The sequence below is a fragment of the Streptomyces sp. NPDC005202 genome (assembly GCF_040608235.1).
Lineage (GTDB): Bacteria > Actinomycetota > Actinomycetes > Streptomycetales > Streptomycetaceae > Streptomyces.
Genome location: NZ_JBEXHW010000001.1, coordinates 268612 through 288442 on the forward strand (window position 1 = coordinate 268612; position 19831 = coordinate 288442).

Below are 19831 nucleotides of genomic sequence, written 5' to 3' on the forward strand. Positions count from 1 at the left end.
TCCAGTGCGTGCCGCCGGGTCACGGCTGCGCTCTGCGGCCGAGGTCTACGGTGGTGTCCGTGATGGACGTACGGCGCGCGGAAGAGCGCTACCGGGGCGGAGACCCGGCGGCCGGGATCGAGTCCTGGCACGCCTTCTCCTTCGGCCCGCACTACGACCCCGACAACCTCCGCTTCGGCGCGGTGATCGCCTGCAACGAGGAACGCCTCGCCCCCGGCGCCGGCTTCGACGAGCACCCGCACAGCCACACCGAGATCGTCACGTGGGTGGTCGAGGGCGAGCTGACCCACCGGGACTCGGCGGGCCACGAGACGGTGGTCCGCCCCGGCGACGTGCAGCGCCTGAGCGCGGCGGGCGGCGTCCGCCACGTGGAGCGCAACGACGGCACGGTCCCGCTGACCTTCGTGCAGATGTGGCTGGCCCCGCTGGAGCCCGGTGGCGACCCCTCCTACGAGATCGTCCACGGCATCGCCGACTCCACCCCGTACGCGGTCCCGGAGGCGGGCGCCATGCTCCACGTGCGCCGCCTCGCGGCGGGGGAGCGGACGGCGGTTCCGGACGCGGCGTACGTGTACGTCCACGTCGTACGCGGCCGAGTACGGCTGGACGGCGAGGCGTTGGGGCCGGGCGACGCGGCGCGGATCACCGGCGCCGAGGATATGGAAGCGGTGGGCGTGACGGACGCCGAGCTGCTGCTGTGGGAGATGCCGGAGGTGTCGGTCTAGCGCAGCTCCGCCAGCACCGCGTCCGTGAACGCCGGCCACGCGTCGATCGCCCACGGGCCGAACGCCCGGTCCGTCAGGGCCACGCAGGCCGCGCCTGTGCTGTTCCCGCCCGCCCGCCCGGCGTCCGGGTCGATCCACAGGAACGTACCGGACTGGCCGAAGTGGCCGAAGGTGCGCGGCGAGGACGAAGAACCCGTCCAGTGCGGCGACTTGGAGTTCCGGATCTCGAAGCCGAGCCCCCAGTCGTTGGGGTTCTGGTGCCCGTAGCCCGGCAGGACACCCTTGGTGCCGGGGAACTGGACCGTCATCGCCTCGGCGACCGTACGGGGGTCCAGCAGGCGCGGCGCCTGGACCTCGGCGGCGAAGCGGAGCAGGTCCTCGACCGTCGACATCCCGTCCTTCGCCGGGGAGCCGTCGAGCGTGGTCGCCGTCATCCCGAGCGGCTCCAGCACCGCCTGGCGCACGTAGTCGGCGAAGGGGATGTCCGTCGCCTTGGCGACATGGTCCCCGAGCTGTTCGAACCCGGCGTTGGAGTACAGCCGCCGCTCACCGGGCGGGGCGGTCACCCGGTGCTCGTCGAAGGCCAGGCCCGAGGTGTGCGCGAGCAGATGACGGACCGTCGCACCGGGCGGCCCGGCCGGCTCGTCGAGCTCGATCGCCCCCTCCTCGTACGCGACGAGGACCGCGTACGCCGCGAGCGGCTTGGTGACCGAGGCCAGCGGGAAACGCTGCCCGACCGGGCCGTGGGTTCCCAGGACCGTGCCGTCCGCGCGTACGACACCCGCCGCAGCGGTGGGAACCGGCCAGTTCTCGATCAACGCCAAGCTGTTCAACGACATGCCGTCGAGCCTATGCGCTCAGAGCTTCAGCTCCAGCAACGGGTCGGGCTTGGGCAGGAAGCCGAGGGAGGCGTACAGCGGCGCGGCCTCCGCCGACGCGGTGAGCTGGACGCGGTGGGCACCGCGCTCACGGAACCACTCCAGCAACGTATCCATGCACGCGCGCGCGTACCCGCGCCGGCCGTGCCCGGGTCGGTGGCCACACTGAAGACGTAGCCGACGATCCCGCGCGGATTGCCCGCCCGGCCGATCCGGTAGTCGATCGTTCCGGCCACCAGCGCGGCCAGCGCCCCCGGCCGCTCGGGATGATCCACGACGAACGCCACGAAGCCCCCGTCCGGCTCGGCCAGTCTGGCGCGCAGAGTGGGCAGGGACTCCGCGTGCCAGTCGGTGGAGGTGTCGGCTGCGAACATCGAGTCGATCATCACCTGGCGCAGCCGCAGTACTTCCTCGGCGTCCTCGGGCTCGGCACGTCGTACAAGACTCATGACCCGCACGCTAGCCATCACGCCTGTGCCGCGTCGCACGTATTTCTTACCGGTTCGGCTTGCTTGGAGTGCACTCCAAGGTCCTAGCGTGGGGGCATGACGGTGATGCAGACCACGGCCGCGGCCGTCGCGGAGACCGAGGAAGCGGCAGAACCAGCCACAGGCCGACCGGACATCTGCTCCGCCCCGCCCCGGCGGCACCCGCGTCCCGACGGGCAGGACAGCTACACGATCAGCGAGGTCGTCGCCTTCACCGGCCTGACGGCCCACACCCTGCGCTGGTACGAGCGGATCGGCCTGATGGCCCACGTCGACCGCTCGCACACCGGCCAGCGCCGCTACACCAACCGCGATCTGGACTGGCTCAACCTCGTCGGCAAGCTGCGGCTGACCGGCATGCCGGTCGCCGACATGGTCCGGTACGCGGAGCTGGTGCGCGCGGGCGAGAGTACGTACGGCGAGCGGTACGAGCTGCTCGAGGCGACCCGTCGGGACGTCCTGGCCCGGATCGCCGAACTGCAGGACACGCTTGCGGTACTGAACCGGAAGATCAGTTTCTACGCGGACGCCGGGCGCGGCAGCCCAGCGGAGAGGACGCGATGACGGACAGCAGGATCCCGGCGGTTCGGCTCGGCGACGGCGGCCCCGAGGTCGGTGTACAGGGCCTCGGCTGCATGGGCATGAGCTTCGCCTACGGCCCCTCGGACGCCGACGAGTCGCGGGCCACCCTGGAGCGGGCCCTGGAGCTGGGCGTGACGCTCTACGACACGGCGGACGCCTACGGCGCGGGGGAGAACGAGCGGTTCCTCTCGCCGTTCTTCAAGGCGCACCGGGACGAGGTCGTGATCGCCACCAAGTTCGCCCTGTCGATCCCGCCGGACGATCCGACGAAGCGGATCATCCGCAACGACCCGCCGTACATCCGGCAGGCCGTCGAGGCGAGCCTGAAGCGCCTGGACGTCGACGTCATCGACCTCTACTACATGCACCGCCGGGACGCGAACGTCCCGATCGAGGAGACCGTCGGGACCATGGCCGAGCTGGTGCGCGAGGGCAAGGTCAAGCACCTGGGGCTGAGCGAGGTCACGGCCGACGAGCTGCGGGCCGCGCACGCCGTGCACCCCATCGCCGCCGTGCAGTCGGAGTGGTCGCTGTTCAGCCGGGACATCGAGGCACGCGTCGTACCGGCGGCCCGCGAGCTGGGCGTGGCGCTGGTGCCGTACTCTCCGCTCGGCCGCGGTTTCCTCGCGGGCCTTTTCGCCAACGCCGAGAAGGACCTGACGGGCGACGACTTCCGCCGCACGATGCCCCGCTTCCAGGGCGAGAACGCCGCGTCCAACGCTGCGTTGCTGAAGCCGGTCCGCGCCGTCGCCGAGGCCCACGGCGCCTCACTCGCGCAGATCGCGCTGGCGTGGGTGCAGCAGCGGTCGTCCGTCCACGGCCTCCCGGTCGTCCAGATCCCCGGCACGCGCAAGCCGCACCGGGTGGAGGAGAACGTGGCGGCGACACGGATCGTGCTGACCGACGAGGAGCTGGAGCTGCTGGAGCCGATCGCGGCGAAGGTGGCCGGCGCGCGCTACCCGGACATGTCGTTCGCGTCGGCGGGCCGGGAGTAGGGAGGGGTTGACCTGCCGGCCGCTCTACAGCTCCGCCAGCAGTTCCGCCTTCTTCGTCGAGAACTCCTCGTCCGTCACCAGGCCCGCCTGGTGCAGCTCCCCGAGGTGACGGATCCGCTCGGCGATGTCGGCCGGGTCGCGGCGCGCCGCGGCAACCGGTACCGGCGTCGCCGTGGACGGCCCGCTCGCCCGCACCGCGGCCAGGACCGCAGCGGCGAACGGCAGCGACTCGTGCACCGGCCCGTATCCGAGCCCGAACACCACCGCAGCCGGATCCTGGTCCGGCTGCGGTGGCTGCGCGGCGCCCGGATCACGGGGCAGCAGTCGCAGATACCCCTCGAACACCTCGGGAGAACGCCACTCCACCCCGCCCAGGTCGGTGACCGGAAAGCTCTGGTCGCCGGCCTTCCACTTCGCCGACGACGCCCCGGTCCAGGACCACCGGAACCGCACCGCCGTACCGTCGAAGGACGCCTTCGCGTCGTACGCCTTGAACTGCAACGGCGCCTCGGGCGCGGCCACGAGGTGACGTTCGGCCGGCCCGGTCTCGGGCAGCCGTGCGCGCAGCTCGTCGGCGTAGTACTCGGCGAGCGTCTCCCGCTCGGCGGGCAGCACCAGCCGGTAGGGGTCGCAGCCCTCCCTGAGCTGCCCCGCGGCCGCATCCATCAGCGGATCGGCGCCGGGCCTGGGCTCGGCCCGCAGGACCACGGTCCCGCGTTTGCCGGGGGTGAGCGTCACGTCCGCAAGCGCCGCCAGTGGGATCCGGCGTTCACCGAGCGCCTGGAAGAGCTTGGGTGTTCGAATCCCCCGTTCGTAGCGGATGAGCACGGAATCGGACTCGAACTCCCAGGCAGCATGAAATCCGGCCAGTACGTCACCCATGCGGCTCATCGTAGGCGGCACGAGCTCCTTCGTCCCCTCCCCGCGCACACCGCAGTTCCTGCTGTCTCTACGCGCGTCCGGCCGTCACCGTGCCGGACAAACCCTCCCGGCACATGTCGTCGTCGTGGGCGCACCGCACCGTGTCGTATGCGCCAACCCCGATCTCGGCGAAGTTGGTCAGGCTGTCGGTGCCCGGCTCGAAGTAGCCGGCGTGCCCCTGTGCCCCCTGCGCGGACAGCACCCGCGCCCCGAAGCCCGAGGAGACCGGGTCGGCGCCGTGACCGAGGCCGCCGAGCTCCAGGTACGGCACGTCCTGGATCCAGTCGGTGGCGTCCCGCATCGCCCACACACGGGCGGAGGTGTGCAGGTTCGAGGCCTTCTGTACGCGCATGCCGGGGCTCGCGGCCACCGCTATGTCGGCCACCCGGCGCGGCAGCGACGGCGCGGCGACACCGCACACCACCGAGCCGTAGCTGTGGCAGAACAGCGAGACGGGTGAGTTGCCGGGCAGGCCCCGCAGCAGCGCGTTCAGCCGGACGGCGCCCTCCTCGGCGCGCATCGCGGTGGCCGCGTCCATGCCGAGGCCGCTGGGCGCGGTGTAGTCGGCCCAGGCGATCACGGCCGTACGCGTGGCGGGGCTCGCCGTGCGCTCGGCCGCGTAGAGCGACTTCGCCATGCCGACGGGCGCCGAGTACGGGCGGTAGGTCTTCTGGAAGGTGAGCAGGTCGGTGTCGACACCGGGGACGACGACGGACACCCGCTCGGCCTTCGTGAGGTCGCCGAACACCTCGGCGACCCGGCCGGAGCCCTCGGGGTCGAAGGCGAGGATCTGGCGGCCCCGCTGCATCAGCGCGGTGAAGCGGTGCATACGGCGGCCCGCTGCCTGCTGCCCGGCGGGCGTGAGCCGGCTGTCGCGCATGCGTTGCAGCTCAATCTTGCGGGCCTTGCTCAGCGCGATGCGGTTGGCCTGGTAGCGGAGCCCCACGGGGGCACCGTTCATGTTGCCGACCGCGAGCGGATAGCGGTGGGCCAGCCGGCTGCGCTCCTGGGGGGTGAGCGAGGCGAAGAAACGGGTGAGCCGGGCGGGGGCCGCGTCCGGGGCCGGCAGCCGGTGCCCGTGCAGGTGCCCGTGCTCCCATGCGGACAGGGAGGCCTGGAGAGCGGTGGTCCCCCGGTGGCTGCGCACGGCCGTCCAGCCGGTGGTCGCCAGCATCACGAAGACCACGGCCAGCGCGAGCAGCGCGCGCCAGACGTTGAGTTGCGGGGAGGTGTCGAAGGAAGTCACTGGGAGGACACACTAGGAGAACGAGAGGGTCTCGCGTTAACCAAGTGACAGGGATCACGTTTCGACGGATGCGCCAACGGCCTCGGTTCGTACGTCAGTTCGCGATCAGTGATTCGTACGCCAGTTCCCGGTCAGGGCGGGCCCCACCTGATCGAGGTACGCGGCCGTCAGTGCCCGGATCGCCTCCAGGCTGAAGTCCTCGCCCGTGCTCCACAGGCGGCCCGTCACCCGCATGACCGCCCCGAAGACGGCCACCGCCAGCCGCGGCCGCGGGTCCGCGTCCACGTCGAGGCCCTCCCGCTCGGCGAGCAGGCGCGCGATCTGCTCCTCGGTCTCCACGGAGCGGCGCAGGTGCGCGGCCAGCAGGACGGGCGTCGACTCGATCACCCGGAACATGCGCAGGTACAGCTCGACGGGGACGACCGTCACGATGGCGTCGCTGATCGTGTCCCAGCCCTCCAGGACCGCCCGGCGCAGCGCCTCCAGCGGGGCCTCCTCGGGCGGGCGCCCGCGCAGCGACTCCACGAAGTGCGCCTCCACCATGTCCTGGACGGCGAAGGCGGCATCCTCCTTGCCGGCGAAGTAGCGGAAGAAGGTGCGCTGCGAGACGTCGACGGCCTCCGCGATCTCGTCGACCGTCGTCCGCTCGTACCCCTTGGTGGTGAACAGTTCGAGCGCGGCCCGCAGCAGCGCGTCCCGGGTGCGCTGCTTCTTGCGCTCGCGCAGCCCCGGCCGTGGCGCCGCCCCGGCGATCCCCGCCGTCTCCATGGCTCTCTCCGGCCCTCTCCTGCGCACTGTCCCCCCAGTTCAGACTATAGGGGGGTGACGTGTCAGTTACCGACTTGTGAATTGGTTTGTCAACTGTCAGTCGCTGTCACTAACCTCGAATGTATGACTGGTCAGACCACCATCGACACGACAGGGCCGGGGGGCGAGGCGCCGACAGCCCCGTCGGACGCCGCGCCGGCCAAGGGGCTGCGCGGGCACCCGTGGTTCACCCTCGTCACCGTCGCCGTAGGGGTCATGATGGTGGCCCTCGACGGCACCATCGTGGCCATCGCCAACCCGGCCATCGCCAAGGACCTGGGCGCCAGCTTCGCGGACGTCCAGTGGATCACCAACGCCTACTTCCTCGCCCTCGCGGTCTCGCTGATCACCGCGGGCAAGCTCGGCGACCGCTTCGGGCACCGGCAGACCTTCCTCATCGGCGTGACCGGCTTCGCCGCCGCCTCGGGCGCCATCGGCCTGTCCGACAGCATCGCCCTGGTCGTCACCTTCCGCGTCTTCCAGGGCCTCTTCGGCGCACTGCTGATGCCGGCCGCGCTCGGTCTGCTGCGGGCCACCTTCCCGGCCGAGAAGCTCAACATGGCGATCGGCATCTGGGGCATGGTCATCGGCGCCTCCACCGCGGGCGGCCCGATCCTCGGCGGCCTGCTGGTGCAGCACGTCAGCTGGCAGTCCGTCTTCTTCATCAACGTGCCGGTCGGCGCCCTCGCCCTGGTTCTGGGCCTGCTGATCCTCACCGACCACCGCGCGCAGAACGCCCCGCGCTCCTTCGACCTGCTCGGCATCGCCCTGCTGTCGGGCGCCATGTTCTGCCTGGTCTGGGCGCTGATCAAGGCCCCGACGTGGGGCTGGGGCGACGGCAGGACGTGGATCTTCATCGGCGCCTCCGTGGTGGGCTTCGCCGTGTTCTCCTTCTGGGAGACGAGGGTGAAGGAGCCGCTGATTCCGCTGGCGCTGTTCCGCTCGGTCCCGCTGTCGGCCGGTGTCGTACTGATGGTTCTGATGGCCATCGCCTTCATGGGTGGCCTGTTCTTCGTCACCTTCTATCTGCAGAACGTGCACGGCATGAGCCCGGTCGACGCCGGCCTGCACCTGCTGCCGCTCACCGGCATGATGATCGTCGGCTCCCCGCTCGCGGGCGCGCTGATCACCAAGCTGGGTCCGCGCATCCCGCTGGCGGGCGGCATGCTGGCCACCGCGGTCGCCATGTACGGCATGTCCACGCTCGAGGCGGGCACGGGCAGCGGCATCATGTCGCTCTGGTTCGCCCTGCTGGGCCTCGGCCTCGCCCCCGTCATGGTCGGTGCCACGGAGGTCATCGTCGGCAACGCGCCCATGGAGCTCTCCGGTGTGGCCGGCGGTCTCCAGCAGGCCGCGATGCAGATCGGCGGCAGCCTGGGTACGGCCGTGCTGGGTGCCGTGATGGCCTCCAAGGTGGACAACGACCTCCCGGGCAACTGGACGCACGCGGGACTCCCGCAGCTCACCCCGGCCCAGCTGGACCAGGCCTCGCAGGCCGTCCAGCAGGGAGTCGCCCCGGTGCCGAAGGGCACGCCGGAGGCGATCGCCGCGAAGATCACGTCCGTCGCGCACGACACGTTCATCTCCGGCATGAGCCTCGCGTCCCTCGTCGCCGCCGGGGTCGCGGCCGTCGCCGTCCTGGTCGCGCTGCTCACCAAGCGGGGGCAGAACGCCGAGGCGGGCGCGGGCGTCGGCCACATCTGAGCGGCGGATCGCCCGGGTTCGCCTATCGGGGTGACTCAGCCGAAGATCGCTCGCTCCCGGCACGCGCCGCAGGTCACAGTGGGTCACGTCCTCCGCAGGGGATGGGGGGCGACCGGCTGCGGCGCGCTGCTGGAGGGGGCAGCGCGCAGGCAGCGGGGGACGCGCGGACACCGCGGATATCGCGAAAACCGCGGGCACCGCGAAAACCGCGGGCACCGCGAAAACCGCGGGCACCGCGAAAACCGCGGGCACCGCGAAAACTGCGGGCACCGCGAAAACTGCGGGCACCGCGAAAACCGCGAAAAAAGTAGAAGGCTTAACCGGGGTACCCGCTCATACGAACCCCAACGGAACTCCAACTCGAAGAGGGGTTCAGGGAGTTGATGATGGCGGGCTTCGGACACGGCACGCGCGGGTACCCCCGTTCACGTAGCCGGACGTGGTCACGGAACAGGCCGGATCGGGCGACGCTCGGAATCATCGGAGTCATCTGCGCGATCGCCGGATTCTTCGTGCTGGGCATCATTCTCGGCCCGGTGGCGGTCGTCTGCGGTTGGCTCGGTATGGGCCGCACCTGCGCGGGCAGCCGCCCGGTCCCGGCCCTGGTCGCCCTGGTCCTGGGCGCCATCGACACGCTCCTGGCAGTCATCTGGCTCGCCGGAGCGGCCGCCCCGGGCGGCGGCATGTTCTGAACCGGGAGCAGTGAGGGAAGGGCCCCCGGTGGCTGGCCGGGGGCCCACCTTTGTGGTCAGTGCGGCCACCTCCGCCCGCAGCGTCCGCACCTCCTCGGCCAGCGCCTCGATCGCCTCCGTCTGCCGCCGTTCCTCCACGTCGTCCCGCTCGAAGTGCGCAATGAACCACGCGGCGATGTTCGCGGTGACCACACCCAGCAACGCGATCCCGGCCAGCATCAGCCCGACGGCCAGCATCCGCCCCAGCCCGGTGGTCGGCGCGTGGTCCCCATATCCCACGGTCGTCATCGTCGTGAACGACCACCACACCGCGTCACCCAGCGTCTTGATGTTCCCGTTGGGCGACTCCCGCTCCACCGACAGCACGGCCAGCGACCCGAACATCAGCAGCCCCACCACGGCCCCGGCGACGTAGGTCGTCAGCCGGATCTGGTCGGCCATCCGCGCCCTCCGCCCCACCAGCATGAGCGTGGACACCAGCCGCAGCAGCCGCAGCGGCTGGAGAATCGGCAGCACCACCGCACACAGGTCCAGCCAGTGCGTACGGACGAACTCCTTGCGCCGCCGGGCGAGGCCCAGCCGCATGAGATAGTCGGCTGCGAACGACCCCCACACCGCCCACTCCGCCGCCGTGCACGCGACCGTCGCGGACCGGCTCGCGGAGCTGTTCACGATCGGCACGGCGTAGGCGGCGGCGAATGCCACGGCGAGCGCCAGCAGGGGCCGCTGGGTGCGCCGTTCCCAGCGGGCCTGCGCCGAGTGTTCGTCCATGGTCGCATCGTAAGGAAACGGGCAAGGACAAGGGCGGTGGAGCCGTCGGCCCCACCGCCCTTCGGGCGACCCGCCCGCTGCGTGCTACGCGTCGCCGCCGACCGTGCCGGGGCCGGCCGCTGTCACGTCGAGCAGCTGGTAGCGGTCGATGGCCTGCTTGAGGACGGACCGGTCGATCTTCCCCTCGCGCGCCAGCTCGGTCAGTACGGCCACCACGATCGACTGCGCGTCGATGTGGAAGAACCGCCGGGCCGCCCCGCGGGTGTCCGCGAAGCCGAAGCCGTCGGCGCCCAGCGACTGGTACGTCCCCGGCACCCACCGCGCGATCTGGTCCGGCACCGACCGCATCCAGTCGGACACGGCCACGAACGGCCCCTCGGCCCCGCTCAGCTTCCGCGTCACGTACGGCACCCGCTGCTCCTCCTCCGGGTGCAGCAGGTTGTGCTCCTCGCACGCCACGGCCTCGCGGCGCAGCTCGTTCCAGGAGGTCGCCGACCAGACGTCCGCTCGTACGTTCCACTCCTCGGCGAGGATCTTCTGTGCCTCGAGCGCCCACGGCACCGCGACACCGGACGCCATGATCTGCGCCGGGATCGCGCCCGAGGTGCCCTCGCTCAGGCGGTGGATGCCCTTGAGGATGCCCTCGACGTCCACGTTCTCCGGCTCGGCCGGCTGCTGGATGGGCTCGTTGTAGAGGGTGAGGTAGTAGAAGACGTCCTCGCCGTGCGGGTGCTCCTCGGAGCTGCCGTACATCCGGCGCAGAGCGTCCTGCACGATGTGCGCGATCTCGTACGCGTATGCCGGGTCGTAGGCCACGCACGCCGGGTTGGTCGAGGCGAGCAGCTGCGAGTGGCCGTCGGCGTGCTGCAGCCCCTCGCCGGTCAGGGTCGTACGGCCGGCGGTCGCGCCCAGTGCGAAACCGCGCGACAGCTGGTCGGCCATCTGCCAGAACTGGTCGCCGGTGCGCTGGAAACCGAACATCGAGTAGAAGACGTACACCGGGATGAGCGGCTCGCCGTGCGTGGCGTACGCCGAACCCGCGGCGATCAGCGAGGCCATGCAGCCCGCCTCGGAGATGCCGTCGTGCAGCATCTGCCCGGTCGGCGACTCCTTGTAGGCGAGCAGCAGGTCGCGGTCGACCGACTCGTACTGCTGGCCGAGCGGGTTGTAGATCTTCGCGCTCGGGAAGAAGGAGTCCATGCCGAACGTGCGGTACTCGTCCGGCGCGATCAGCACGAACCGCCTGCCGATCTCCTTGTCCCGCATGAGGTCCTTCAGGAGCCGGACGAAGGCCATCGTCGTCGCGATGGACTGCTGACCGGAGCCCTTCTTCACGGACGCGTACGTCTTGTCGTCCGGCAGCCGCAGCGGCTTGGAGCGCACGACGCGGGTCGGCACGTACCCGCCGAGCGACTTGCGCCGGTCGTGCATGTACTGGATCTCCTCCGAGTCCCGGCCCGGGTGGTAGTACGGCGGCAGGCCGGACTCCAGGTCCTTGTCCGGGATCGGCAGGTGCAGGCGGTCGCGGAAGTGCTTGAGGTCGGCGACCGTCAGCTTCTTCATCTGGTGGGTCGCGTTGCGGCCCTCGAAGTTCGGGCCGAGCGTCCAGCCCTTGATGGTCTTGGCCAGGATCACCGTCGGCTGGCCCTTGTGCTCGACGGCCGCCTTGTAGGCCGCGTAGATCTTGCGGTGGTCGTGACCGCCGCGGCCCAGGTGCAGGATCTGGTCGTCGGTCATGTTCTCGACCATCGCGCGCAGCCGGTGGTCGTCGCCGAAGAAGTGCTCGCGGATGTAGGCGCCGGACTCGGTGGCGTACGTCTGGAACTGGCCGTCCGGCGTGGTGTTCATCTTGTTGACCAGGATTCCGTCCCGGTCCTGCGCCAGCAGCGGGTCCCAGGAGCGGTCCCAGATCAGCTTGATCACGTTCCAGCCGGCGCCCCGGAAGACCGATTCCAGCTCCTGGATGATCTTGCCGTTGCCGCGCACCGGGCCGTCCAGGCGCTGCAGGTTGCAGTTGACGACGAAGGTCAGGTTGTCCAGGCCCTCACGGGCGGCGAGGGACAGCTGGCCGAGCGACTCGGGCTCGTCCATCTCGCCGTCGCCCAGGAACGCCCACACATGGCAGCGGGAGGTGTCCGCGATGCCGCGCGCGTGCATGTAGCGGTTCATCCGGGCCTGGTAGATTGCGCCGATCGGGCCGAGGCCCATGGAGACCGTCGGGAACTCCCAGAAGTCTGGCATCGAGCGCGGATGCGGGTAGCTGGAGAGGCCGTACGGGGCCTTGGACTTCTCTTGGCGGAAGCCATCCAGGTGCTTTTCGGTGAGCCGGTCCAGCAGGTACGCGCGCGCGTAGATGCCCGGCGAGGCGTGTCCCTGGAAGAAGACCTGGTCGCCGCCGTCGCCCTCGTCCTTGCCGCGGAAGAAGTGGTTGAAGCCGACGTCGTAGAGCGAGGCGGAGGAGGCGAAGGTGGCGATGTGGCCGCCGACGCCGATGCCGGGCCGCTGGGCCCGGGAGACCATCACCGCGGCGTTCCAGCGGGTCGCGTTGAGGATCTTGCGCTCGATCTCCTCGTTGCCGGGGAAGAACGGCTCGCTCTTGGTGGGGATGGTGTTGACGTAGTCCGTGCTGCGCATCTCCGGCACGGCCACGCGCTTCTCGCGGGCGCGCTCGATCAGCCGGAGCATGAGGTAGCGGGCCCGTTCCCGGCCTCGCTCGTCGACGGCGGCGTCGAGCGAGTCGAGCCACTCCTGGGTCTCTTCGGGATCGAAGTCAGGAACCTGACTTGGAAGGCCGCCAATGATGATCGGGTTGCGATCGGATCCGGAAGCCACGCTGTTCCTTACCTGTCAGAGGGCGACTTTCTGGGTTTTTCTGTCTGTGCCTGCACCGTTCCCCATCGTGTACCTCGCGGGAGGGAAACGTCATCTCTACCGAGGGGTAATCGGCCGACTCCTCCCCGATCTCCTGCTCACGCAAGGTTCTCAAACGCGCAAACCGGGCAGAAGGGTGTGGTGTGTGTCACCCCTGGTCGCGATACCGTGTCAGGAGTTGCGGCGACACAGCCGGGATCGTCACCGTTTCGGCGGTCTGAACCGCCGGGTACTTGCGCGATCCGTCCCGCCCGTGTGGACTACGGCCAATGCTTCGCGCACGCGCGTGGCTGAAGACCTAATATCGCAACACCATCAGGAGGCAATCCGTGAGCGCGACCGCGGACCACGCGGAGGAGCGGACGAACCCAGCCGTCAGGCTGGGGTTCCAGCCCGGGCAGGTGGTCCAGGAGATCGGCTACGACGACGACGTCGACGAGGAGCTCCGCGAGGCCATCGAGGAGGCCGTCGGCAGTGAGCTCGTCGACGAGGACTACGACGACGTGGCCGACGCCGTGGTGCTGTGGTTCCGCGACGAGGACGGCGACCTGACGGATGCGCTGGTGGACGCCACCACGTACATCGAAGAGGGCGGCGCGATCCTGCTCCTCACGCCGAAGACCGGCCGTGCGGGGTACGTGGAGCCGAGCGACATCTCTGAAGCCGCGACGACCGCGGGTCTGACGGCCAGCAAGAGCGTCAGCGTGGGCAAGGACTGGAGCGGCAGCCGGCTGGCGACGCCGAAGGTGGCGAAGTCGAAGAGGTAACCCCGGCACCGCCGGACGGGCCGACTTAGTCGGCCCGTCCGACGGCGTGCGGTGAACGCTGCGTAGGGTGGTCTCACCCGAACAGCCCCACCGAAGGGAACCCAGGACGATGGCGATCCAGGTCGGCGACAAGGCACCCGACTTCGAGCTCAAGGACAACCACGGCCGCGCCGTGAAGCTCTCCGACTTCCGCGGCGAGAAGAACGTGGTCCTGCTCTTCTACCCGTTCGCCTTCACCGGCGTGTGCACCGGCGAGCTGTGTGCGCTGCGCGACAACCTGCCCAAGTTCGTCAACGACGACACCCAGCTGCTCGCCGTCTCCAACGACTCCATCCACACCCTGCGCGTCTTCGCCGAGCAGGAGGGTCTGGAGTACCCCCTGCTGAGCGACTTCTGGCCGCACGGCAACACTTCGCGCGCCTACGGCGTCTTCGACGAGGACAAGGGTTGCGCCGTCCGCGGGACCTTCATCATCGACAAGGAGGGCGTCGTGCGGTGGACCGTGGTCAACGGACTGCCGGACGCGCGCGACCTGAACGAGTACGTGAAGGCGCTCGACACCCTGTGATTCTTCGAGTCCAGGGCCTGCGGGGGGCGGGAACCCGTCACTAGGATCGACTCGTTGATCCCATATCCGATGCACGACGGGGCTCCCCGCCCCTGGACACCAATGGAGGACTCGTGGGAGTCAGCCTCAGCAAGGGCGGCAACGTATCGCTGACGAAGGAGGCCCCGGGCCTGACCGCCGTCATCGTCGGTCTGGGGTGGGACGTCCGCACCACGACCGGCACCGACTTCGACCTGGACGCCAGCGCCCTGCTGCTGAACTCGTCCGGCAAGGTCGTCAGCGACCAGCACTTCGTCTTCTTCAACAACCTCAAGAGCCCCGACGGCTCCGTCGAGCACACCGGCGACAACATCACCGGTGAGGGCGAGGGCGACGACGAGCAGATCAAGGTCAACCTCGCGGCGGTCCCCGCCGACATCGAAAAGATCGTCTTCCCGGTCTCCATCTACGACGCCGAGAACCGCCAGCAGTCCTTCGGCCAGGTGCGCAACGCGTTCATCCGCGTGGTCAACCAGGGCAACCAGCAGGAGATCGCGCGGTACGACCTGAGTGAGGACGCCTCCACCGAGACGGCGATGGTCTTCGGCGAGCTCTACCGCCAGGGCGCGGAATGGAAGTTCCGCGCCATCGGCCAGGGGTACGCCTCGGGCCTGCGCGGCATCGCCCAGGACTTCGGCGTGAACGTCTGAGACGCGCACATCTGAGACCTGAACGCTTCACCGGCCGGCGTCGCACCGTTTGCGTGCGGCGCCGGACGTGCAGGACAACCAAAGAAGCACCATCTCGGGGAGGACCAGCATCATGGGCGTCACGCTCGCCAAGGGAGGCAACGTCTCCCTTTCCAAGGCCGCACCCAACCTGACGAACGTCATGGTCGGGCTCGGCTGGGACGCGCGCTCCACCACCGGAGCGCCCTTCGACCTGGACGCCAGCGCGCTGCTGTGTGGTGCCGACAACAGGGTGCTGGGCGACGAGTGGTTCGTCTTCTACAACCAGCTCAAGAGCCCCGACGGGTCGGTGGAGCACACCGGCGACAACCTCACCGGTGAGGGCGAGGGCGACGACGAGTCGATCCTGGTGGACCTCTCCAAGGTGCCGCCCCAGTGCGAAAAGATCATCTTTCCGGTCTCGATCCACATGGCCGACGAGCGCGGCCAGACCTTCGGCCAGGTCAGCAACGCCTTCATCCGCGTCGTCAATCAGGCCGACGGCCAGGAGCTCGCGCGCTACGACCTGAGCGAGGACGCCAGCACGGAAACGGCCATGATCTTCGGCGAGCTCTACCGCTACCAGGGCGAATGGAAGTTCCGGGCCGTGGGACAGGGGTACGCGTCGGGGCTGCGGGGCATCGCTCTAGACTTCGGAGTCAACGTTTCGTAAAGCCGAGTGCGGCGCGGGGGAGGTCCCTCCCAGACTCCGTCTGGGAGGGACCCCCCAACACACGATGGGGTAGCCAGTGCTTCTCAAAACCTTCGGTTGGTCGTTCGCGGTCACCGCGCTCGGCCTGGTCGCGGCGGTCTTCTACGGGGGGTGGACCGCCTTCGGCATCGTGGCGATCCTCTCCGTCCTCGAGATCTCGCTGTCGTTCGACAACGCGGTGGTCAACGCCGGAATCCTGAAGAAGATGAGTGCCTTCTGGCAGAAGATCTTCCTCACGGTCGGCGTGCTGATCGCCGTCTTCGGTATGCGGCTGGTCTTCCCCGTCGTCATCGTCGCCATCAGCGCCAAGATGGGCCCCATCGAGGCCGTCGACCTGGCCCTGAACAACAAGGACCGCTACCAGGAGCTGGTGACCGACGCCCACCCGGCGATCGCCGCCTTCGGTGGCATGTTCCTGCTGATGATCTTCCTCGACTTCATCTTCGAGGGCCGGGACATCCAGTGGCTGCGCTGGATCGAGCGGCCCCTGGCCAAGCTCGGCAAGGTCGACATGCTGTCGGTCTGCATCTCCCTGATCGTTTTGCTGATCACCTCCTTCACCTTCGCCACCCACGCCCACCAGCACGGCGGGGTGCACGCCGACAAGGCGCAGACGGTCCTGATCGCCGGCATCGCCGGTCTGATCACGTACATGGTCGTCGGCGGCCTCTCCGGCTACTTCGAGGACAGGCTCGAGGAAGAGGAGGAACGCGAGCACCAGGAGGAGGAAGAGGCCGCGCGCAGCGGCATGCAGCGCTCGGCGGTCGTCCTCGCCGGCAAAGCCGCGTTCTTCATGTTCCTCTACCTCGAGGTCCTGGACGCGTCCTTCTCCTTCGACGGCGTGATCGGCGCCTTCGCCATCACCAACGACATCGTCCTGATGGCCCTCGGCCTCGGCATCGGCGCGATGTACGTCCGGTCGCTCACGGTCTACCTGGTCCGCCAGGGCACCCTCGACGACTACGTCTACCTGGAGCACGGCGCCCACTACGCGATCGGCGCGCTGGCCGTGCTCCTCATGGTCACCATCCAGTACCAGATCAACGAGGTGATCACCGGCCTCGTCGGCGTCGTCCTGATCGCCTGGTCCTTCTGGTCCTCCGTGCGCCGCAACCGCGCGCTCGCGGCGGCCGAGGGAAAGGCGGCGGGCTCGGACGAGAAGACTGAGGTCTCGACCCGGGTGTGACGCGCCTTTTCAAGGGCTCGGTGCGTCTTTGGGGCGCTACAGCCGGTGTCGAGAGACCGAACACCCGAAGGCCCCAAGGGCCGAGCACGATCGGGCTCTCGTCTCTGGCGCGCCCCTTCGGCTCACTCGTCAGTGGCTGTTCTGGCGGGTGTGAACCGGGCCCAGGTGAGGAACGCTCTGTGCGGGGCAGTGTGTGGCTGGTGAACGTGGGGGCGGGACATGGGGCTCTTCGACGGTCTACTGGGCGGACGCGCGGCCGACTTCGACTCGGGCAGCGCGGCGACCAACGCCATCGAGCTGACCAAACGGCACCATCAGGTGTCGCTGACCAAGCAGGGAGCGGCCACCGGGCATCTGCGCATCAACCTGACCTGGCGGATGCGGACCTCCGACATCGGCGGTTCCACGCGGCAGAGTCTGCTGCGGCACCCCTTCAAGGCGCTCAAGCCGCCGGAGGTCATGGGGCACAGCCAGAGCATGGTCAACGTCGACCTGGACCTCGGGTGCCTGTACGAGCTGGCCGACGGCACCAAAGGGGTCGTCCAGCCGCTCGGCGGCTTCTTGGGGGACGTGAACTCACCGCCGTACGTCAAGCTCAGCGGCGACGACCGGTTCGGGTCGGCGTCCGGTGAGACGATCTACGTCAACCTCGACCACCGCGACAACATCAAGCGGCTGCTGGTTTTCGTGTACATCTACGACCAGACGCCGGCGTTCGACCGTACGCACGCGATCGTCACGCTGTATCCGAGCAACGGCCCGCGGATCGAGATAGGTCTCGACGAGCGCCATCCGCAGGCGCGGTCCTGCGCGGTGGTGTTGATCGAGAACGTCAAGGGGGAGCTCGTCGTCCGGCGCGAGGTGAAGTTCGTGTACGGGTTCCAGGCGGAGCTGGACCGGTTGTACGGGTGGGGGTTGCAGTGGGGGAGGGGCTACAAGACCAAGGTGGAGCGGTAGCCGTTCGCCCATCTCGGGGGCTCGCGTACGGTGGCGGCTGCAGGCCGTTCGTGGCTGGTCGCGCCGTTCCCCGCGCCCCTTCGGGGCGCTCCCCTAACGTCCGATGAACTGCGGCCCCTGCGGCGGCAACCGGAACTCCGGGTCGGGGACAGCCGTCACCGGCGGCGGATACCCGTACCCGGACGGCGCACCCGTGGCCGCGGCCACGACGGGCTGCTGCGGGTACCCGTACGCAGGCTGGCCGGCCGGCTGCGGATACCCGTACGTCGGCTGCTCGGGCGGCAGCGGCTGTGCCGTCGGCTGAACGGCCGGCGCCGGCTGCCCCAGCTCCTCCGACTCGTCCACCGAGATGCCGAAGTCGGTTGCGAGGCCCTTGAGCCCGTTCGAGTAGCCCTCGCCGAGCGCCCGGAACTTCCAGCCCTCGCCCCGCCGGTACAGCTCGCCGCAGATCAGCGCGGTCTCCTGCCCGGTCTCCGGCCTGATGTCGAAGTAGGCCAGCGGCTCCCCGTCGGCGACGGCCGCGTCGTACAGCAGGATGCACAGCGACGGCACCCGGTCGAACGTGACCCCGTCCGCCGAGGCGACCAGCAGAATCTGGCCGACTCCGGACTCGACGCCGGCGAGATCTGTCTGGATCGTGTCGGTGAGGCCCTCGGCGACCCGCTTCTTGCCGAGCCGCCAGACCTTCCCGGAGGGGTGCCGGGGCTGGTTGTAGAAGACGAAGTCCTCGTCGGAGCGCACACGACCGTCGGGGCCGAGGAGCAGCGCCGAGGCGTCGACATCCGGGACCCCCTGCCCGGGCGTCCAGCGCAGCACGGCGCGCACCGTGGTGGCTTCCAGCGGGACGTTCGACCCTTTCAGCATCGCGTGCGTCATGCGGTCATCCTGCCCTCTCGGTCCTGGTCACGACAAAGCGGGGGTGGGTGGCCCCCGGCCGGGTCCACGACGCTCCGAACAGGCGTCGACATGGCCCAGTTACCAGAAATTCATGCCCGGCGGGAACTCCGGACATGGATCCCTACGTACTATTACCGGCCACCTTTTGGCACTCTTCACAGGCCGCTTTTCGTCGCTGCGGGGGAGCTTTATGCGTCATTTCGGGCACATCGCCCCTGAGGTGCGTCAGCGCCTCTTCCACCAGGAGCCGTGCGAGTTCACCGCCGATTCCCCGGCCCGGCTGCTCTCCGTGGCCCTGGGCGCCACGCTGTACAGCCCTGCCACGCGGCCGCGGCTCGCCGACGACATCGTCAAGCAGGCCGGACGCGGCGTGGTCTCGATGGTGCTGTGCCTGGAGGACTCGATCGACGACGCGGACGTCGCGGAGGGCGAGGAGAACCTCGTCCGGCAGTTCGCCGACCTGGCCGCACGCCCCGGAGCGGACCTGCCGCTGCTGTTCATACGGGTCCGCGTCCCCGAGCAGATCCCCGACCTGGTCCGACGCCTCGGCCCCGCCGTACGGCTGCTGTCCGGTTTCGTGCTGCCGAAGTTCACCGAGGAGCGCGGCATCCCCTTCCTGGAGGCGGTGGAGAGCGCCGAGGCGGTGAGCGGGCGGCGGCTGTTCGCCATGCCGGTGCTGGAGTCGCCCGAGCTGCTGTACCGGGAGTCCCGTGTGGAGACCCTGGAGGGCATCTTCCGCGCGGTCGACAAGTACCGGGACAGGGTGCTGGCGCTGCGTCTCGGCGTGACCGACTTCTGCTCCTCCTACGGGCTGCGCAGAGCCTCCGACATGACCGCCTACGACGTCCAGGTCGTCGCGTCCGTGATCGCCGACGTGGTGAACATGCTGGGGCGGGCCGACGGCACCGGGTTCACGGTGACCGGGCCGGTGTGGGAGTACTTCCGGGTCCAGGAGCGCATGTTCAAGCCGCAGCTGCGGCAGAGCCCCTTCCTGGAGGTGCAGGCGGTCGAGCTGCGCGAGAAACTGATCGAGCACGCGATGGACGGGCTGCTGCGGGAGATCTCCCTGGACCAGGCCAACGGACTGCTGGGCAAGACCTGCATCCACCCCTCGCACGTCCTGCCCGTGCACGCGCTGTCGGTCGTCAGTCACGAGGAGTTCAGCGACGCCCAGGACATCCTGCGGCCGGAGCGCTGCGGCGGGGGTGTGCTGAGGTCGGCGTACACGAACAAGATGAACGAGGTGAAGCCGCACCGCGCCTGGGCCGAGCGGACCCTGCTGCGCGCCGAGGTCTTCGGCGTCGCCAAGGAGGACGTCGGCTTCGTGGAGCTGCTCGCCGCCGGGATCCCCGGCTGA

18 protein-coding genes and 2 pseudogenes are annotated in these 19831 nt (G+C 69.5%); 12 read left to right on the forward strand and 8 right to left on the reverse strand.

The genetic code is table 11. The features are described from left to right. Positions 1–62: 62 nt before the first annotated feature. Positions 63–725 carry a pirin family protein gene (locus ABZV31_RS01195; RefSeq protein WP_355887535.1) on the forward strand — a complete coding sequence of 221 codons (663 nt, stop codon included), beginning with the start codon at positions 63–65 and terminating at the stop codon, positions 723–725. On the opposite strand, the gene ABZV31_RS01200 is transcribed toward ABZV31_RS01195, so the two are convergent. After that, positions 722–1564, reverse strand: a complete 843-nt coding sequence (locus ABZV31_RS01200) for a serine hydrolase domain-containing protein (protein ID WP_355886437.1) — start codon at positions 1562–1564, stop codon at positions 722–724. The genes ABZV31_RS01195 and ABZV31_RS01200 overlap by 4 nt on opposite strands. Positions 1565–1582: 18 nt before the next feature. Beyond that, positions 1583–2052, reverse strand: a pseudogene (locus ABZV31_RS01205) (GNAT family N-acetyltransferase). A gap of 96 nt (positions 2053–2148) precedes the next feature. Here ABZV31_RS01205 and ABZV31_RS01210 point away from each other — a divergent pair. Both ABZV31_RS01210 and ABZV31_RS01215 read left to right on the forward strand, forming a co-directional pair. Then, the gene (locus tag ABZV31_RS01210; protein ID WP_355886439.1) at positions 2149–2655 is read left to right on the forward strand and encodes a MerR family transcriptional regulator; all 507 of its coding nucleotides are present in this window, start codon (positions 2149–2151) and stop codon (positions 2653–2655) included. After that, positions 2652–3668, forward strand: a complete 1017-nt coding sequence (locus ABZV31_RS01215) for an aldo/keto reductase (protein ID WP_355886442.1) — start codon at positions 2652–2654, stop codon at positions 3666–3668. The genes ABZV31_RS01210 and ABZV31_RS01215 overlap by 4 nt, the downstream gene beginning before the upstream one ends. Before the next feature lie 24 nt (positions 3669–3692). Here ABZV31_RS01215 and ABZV31_RS01220 read toward each other — a convergent pair whose 3' ends face one another. The 3 genes from ABZV31_RS01220 to ABZV31_RS01230 form a co-directional block, all read right to left on the reverse strand. Beyond that, positions 3693–4550 carry a DUF4429 domain-containing protein gene (locus ABZV31_RS01220; protein WP_355886444.1) on the reverse strand — a complete coding sequence of 286 codons (858 nt, stop codon included), beginning with the start codon at positions 4548–4550 and terminating at the stop codon, positions 3693–3695. A gap of 67 nt (positions 4551–4617) precedes the next feature. Further along, the gene (locus ABZV31_RS01225; protein ID WP_355886445.1) at positions 4618–5835 is read right to left on the reverse strand and encodes an alpha/beta hydrolase; all 1218 of its coding nucleotides are present in this window, start codon (positions 5833–5835) and stop codon (positions 4618–4620) included. Between the two features lie 105 nt (positions 5836–5940). Beyond that, entirely contained in the window at positions 5941–6603 is a 663-nt protein-coding gene (locus ABZV31_RS01230) for a TetR family transcriptional regulator (RefSeq protein WP_355886448.1), read from the reverse strand. Between the two features lie 123 nt (positions 6604–6726). Between ABZV31_RS01230 and ABZV31_RS01235 the strand changes: the two genes are divergently transcribed. After that, positions 6727–8346 carry an MFS transporter gene (locus tag ABZV31_RS01235; protein ID WP_355886451.1) on the forward strand — a complete coding sequence of 540 codons (1620 nt, stop codon included), beginning with the start codon at positions 6727–6729 and terminating at the stop codon, positions 8344–8346. Between the two features lie 383 nt (positions 8347–8729). Beyond that, a complete protein-coding gene (locus ABZV31_RS01240; RefSeq protein ID WP_355886453.1) occupies positions 8730–9038 on the forward strand; it encodes a small hydrophobic protein in 309 nt (102 codons plus the stop codon). Positions 9039–9092: 54 nt separating this feature from the next. Here ABZV31_RS01240 and ABZV31_RS01245 read toward each other — a convergent pair. Together ABZV31_RS01245 and aceE are read right to left on the reverse strand one after the other, a co-directional pair. Further along, positions 9093–9809, reverse strand: a pseudogene (locus tag ABZV31_RS01245) (potassium channel family protein); the annotation flags it as partial. 84 nt (positions 9810–9893) lie between these two features. After that, a complete protein-coding gene (gene aceE, locus ABZV31_RS01250; RefSeq protein ID WP_355886455.1) occupies positions 9894–12641 on the reverse strand; it encodes a pyruvate dehydrogenase (acetyl-transferring), homodimeric type in 2748 nt (915 codons plus the stop codon). 368 nt (positions 12642–13009) lie between these two features. Between aceE and ABZV31_RS01255 the strand changes: the two genes are divergently transcribed. From ABZV31_RS01255 to ABZV31_RS01280, 6 genes are all read left to right on the forward strand, one after another. Beyond that, a complete protein-coding gene (locus ABZV31_RS01255) occupies positions 13010–13447 on the forward strand; it encodes a DUF3052 domain-containing protein (protein ID WP_355886458.1) in 438 nt (145 codons plus the stop codon). Positions 13448–13556: 109 nt separating this feature from the next. Further along, on the forward strand, positions 13557–14015 hold the full coding sequence (locus ABZV31_RS01260) for a peroxiredoxin (protein ID WP_355886461.1): 459 nt from the start codon (positions 13557–13559) through the stop codon (positions 14013–14015). 113 nt (positions 14016–14128) lie between these two features. Continuing rightward, positions 14129–14704 carry a TerD family protein gene (locus ABZV31_RS01265; RefSeq protein ID WP_355886463.1) on the forward strand — a complete coding sequence of 192 codons (576 nt, stop codon included), beginning with the start codon at positions 14129–14131 and terminating at the stop codon, positions 14702–14704. Between the two features lie 112 nt (positions 14705–14816). Then, positions 14817–15395 (forward strand): TerD family protein, encoded by a 579-nt coding sequence (locus ABZV31_RS01270; protein ID WP_355886465.1) that lies wholly within the window; start codon positions 14817–14819, stop codon positions 15393–15395. A gap of 76 nt (positions 15396–15471) precedes the next feature. Then, the gene (locus ABZV31_RS01275; protein ID WP_355886469.1) at positions 15472–16620 is read left to right on the forward strand and encodes a DUF475 domain-containing protein; all 1149 of its coding nucleotides are present in this window, start codon (positions 15472–15474) and stop codon (positions 16618–16620) included. Between the two features lie 219 nt (positions 16621–16839). Next, complete coding sequence (locus ABZV31_RS01280; RefSeq protein ID WP_355886472.1) at positions 16840–17577, forward strand: Tellurium resistance; 738 nt, start codon at positions 16840–16842, stop codon at positions 17575–17577. 93 nt (positions 17578–17670) lie between these two features. Here the strand turns inward: ABZV31_RS01280 and ABZV31_RS01285 are convergent, their stop codons facing one another. Beyond that, complete coding sequence (locus ABZV31_RS01285; RefSeq protein WP_355886475.1) at positions 17671–18453, reverse strand: TerD family protein; 783 nt, start codon at positions 18451–18453, stop codon at positions 17671–17673. A 211-nt stretch (positions 18454–18664) separates the two neighbouring features. On the opposite strand from ABZV31_RS01285, the gene ABZV31_RS01290 reads away from it, so the two are divergent. Further along, entirely contained in the window at positions 18665–19831 is a 1167-nt protein-coding gene (locus ABZV31_RS01290; protein ID WP_355886478.1) for an HpcH/HpaI aldolase/citrate lyase family protein, read from the forward strand.

Coding starts and splice junctions, on each gene's coding strand:
- ABZV31_RS01235 (WP_355886451.1), top strand. CDS start 6,727: ATGACTGGTCAGACCACCATCGACACGACAGGGCCGGGGGGCGAGGCG.
- ABZV31_RS01220 (WP_355886444.1), bottom strand. CDS start 4,550: ATGGGTGACGTACTGGCCGGATTTCATGCTGCCTGGGAGTTCGAGTCC.
- ABZV31_RS01270 (WP_355886465.1), top strand. CDS start 14,817: ATGGGCGTCACGCTCGCCAAGGGAGGCAACGTCTCCCTTTCCAAGGCC.
- ABZV31_RS01210 (WP_355886439.1), top strand. CDS start 2,149: ATGACGGTGATGCAGACCACGGCCGCGGCCGTCGCGGAGACCGAGGAA.
- ABZV31_RS01280 (WP_355886472.1), top strand. CDS start 16,840: ATGGGGCTCTTCGACGGTCTACTGGGCGGACGCGCGGCCGACTTCGAC.
- ABZV31_RS01285 (WP_355886475.1), bottom strand. CDS start 18,453: ATGACGCACGCGATGCTGAAAGGGTCGAACGTCCCGCTGGAAGCCACC.
- ABZV31_RS01240 (WP_355886453.1), top strand. CDS start 8,730: ATGATGGCGGGCTTCGGACACGGCACGCGCGGGTACCCCCGTTCACGT.
- ABZV31_RS01195 (WP_355887535.1), top strand. CDS start 63: ATGGACGTACGGCGCGCGGAAGAGCGCTACCGGGGCGGAGACCCGGCG.
- ABZV31_RS01215 (WP_355886442.1), top strand. CDS start 2,652: ATGACGGACAGCAGGATCCCGGCGGTTCGGCTCGGCGACGGCGGCCCC.
- ABZV31_RS01290 (WP_355886478.1), top strand. CDS start 18,665: ATGCGTCATTTCGGGCACATCGCCCCTGAGGTGCGTCAGCGCCTCTTC.
- ABZV31_RS01260 (WP_355886461.1), top strand. CDS start 13,557: ATGGCGATCCAGGTCGGCGACAAGGCACCCGACTTCGAGCTCAAGGAC.
- ABZV31_RS01200 (WP_355886437.1), bottom strand. CDS start 1,564: ATGTCGTTGAACAGCTTGGCGTTGATCGAGAACTGGCCGGTTCCCACC.
- ABZV31_RS01230 (WP_355886448.1), bottom strand. CDS start 6,603: ATGGAGACGGCGGGGATCGCCGGGGCGGCGCCACGGCCGGGGCTGCGC.